Here is a 1,017-nt window from a genome sequence, read left to right on the forward strand (position 1 = left end):
CCGTTCACGGACTCATGAGGTACAATACATAAAAGAACTGACTCATCTTAACTATCTGAATCTACCATGAAACCCTACTCCCTAGACTTTCGCCAAAAAATTGTACAAATTTATGAGGAAGAAAATCAATCAATCCGAAAAATAGCTGCCCGATTTGGCGTCGCTAAAAGTTTTGTGCAAAAAATTCTGAAGCAATCTAAAGAAACTGGTGATTTGACACCTAAACCTCAAGGGGGAAATACTGCCCCGAAACTCGGGAGTCAAGAAATAGTAATTTTGATGGAGCTGATTGAAAACAATAATGATGCTACACTGCAAGAGCTTTGTGATTTTTTAGAAGAAAAAATTGGAGTAAAAGTCAGTACATCCACTTTAGATAGAGTTATTAAAAAGCTGGGTTACACTTTTAAAAAAAAGACCCTTCATGCCGAGGAAAAATTCACCGAAAGAGTTCAAAAAAAACGAGTTGAGTTCTGGGAAAAAATTCGAGACATTCCTTATGAGGACTTGATTTTCATAGATGAATCCGGAGTAGACTTAGCCTTAATCAAAACCAAAGCCCGAGCTATTAAAGGGCAAAGAGCTCTAGGTACAAAGCCACAAAAAAGAGGAAAAAGAGTATCTTTGTTGACGGCTTTGTCTCTCAAAAAAGTCGTGGCTTCAACCAACATATATGGGACCACAAACCAAGTTACATTTGAAGCCTTTATTGTAACCCAACTGATTCCTAATTTATGGAAAAATGCTTGTGTAGTTATGGACAATGCCAGCATTCACACAAGTAAAATAGTTGAAGAAGCTATCCAAGAAGCTGGGGCCAAGCTTATCTATCTTTCTCCTTATTCTCCCGAATTTTCTCCCATTGAAAATTTTTGGTCAAAAGTTAAAGAAATGCTCAAAAAATTTCAAGCAAGAACTTATGCAGATTTAGTTATTGGGATTACCGAAGCAATGCGGCAAGTCACTCAACAAGATATTCGCAATTGGTTTGCTCATTGTTGCTACTGTACCTCATGA

General features: G+C 37.2%; 1 protein-coding gene. It reads left to right on the top strand.

The genetic code is table 11. The features are described 5' to 3' along the window. Positions 1 to 66 precede the first annotated feature (66 nt). The gene (locus NG792_RS28825) at positions 67 to 1,017 is read left to right on the top strand and encodes an IS630 family transposase (RefSeq protein ID WP_261237812.1); all 951 of its coding nucleotides are present in this window, start codon (positions 67 to 69) and stop codon (positions 1,015 to 1,017) included.

The sequence above is a fragment of the Laspinema olomoucense D3b genome (assembly GCF_025370785.1).
Lineage (GTDB): Bacteria > Cyanobacteriota > Cyanobacteriia > Cyanobacteriales > Laspinemataceae > Laspinema > Laspinema olomoucense.

Excerpts from the sequence above, each read along its gene's own strand:
- NG792_RS28825 (WP_261237812.1), top strand. The coding sequence starts at position 67 with ATGAAACCCTACTCCCTAGACTTTCGCCAAAAAATTGTACAAATTTAT.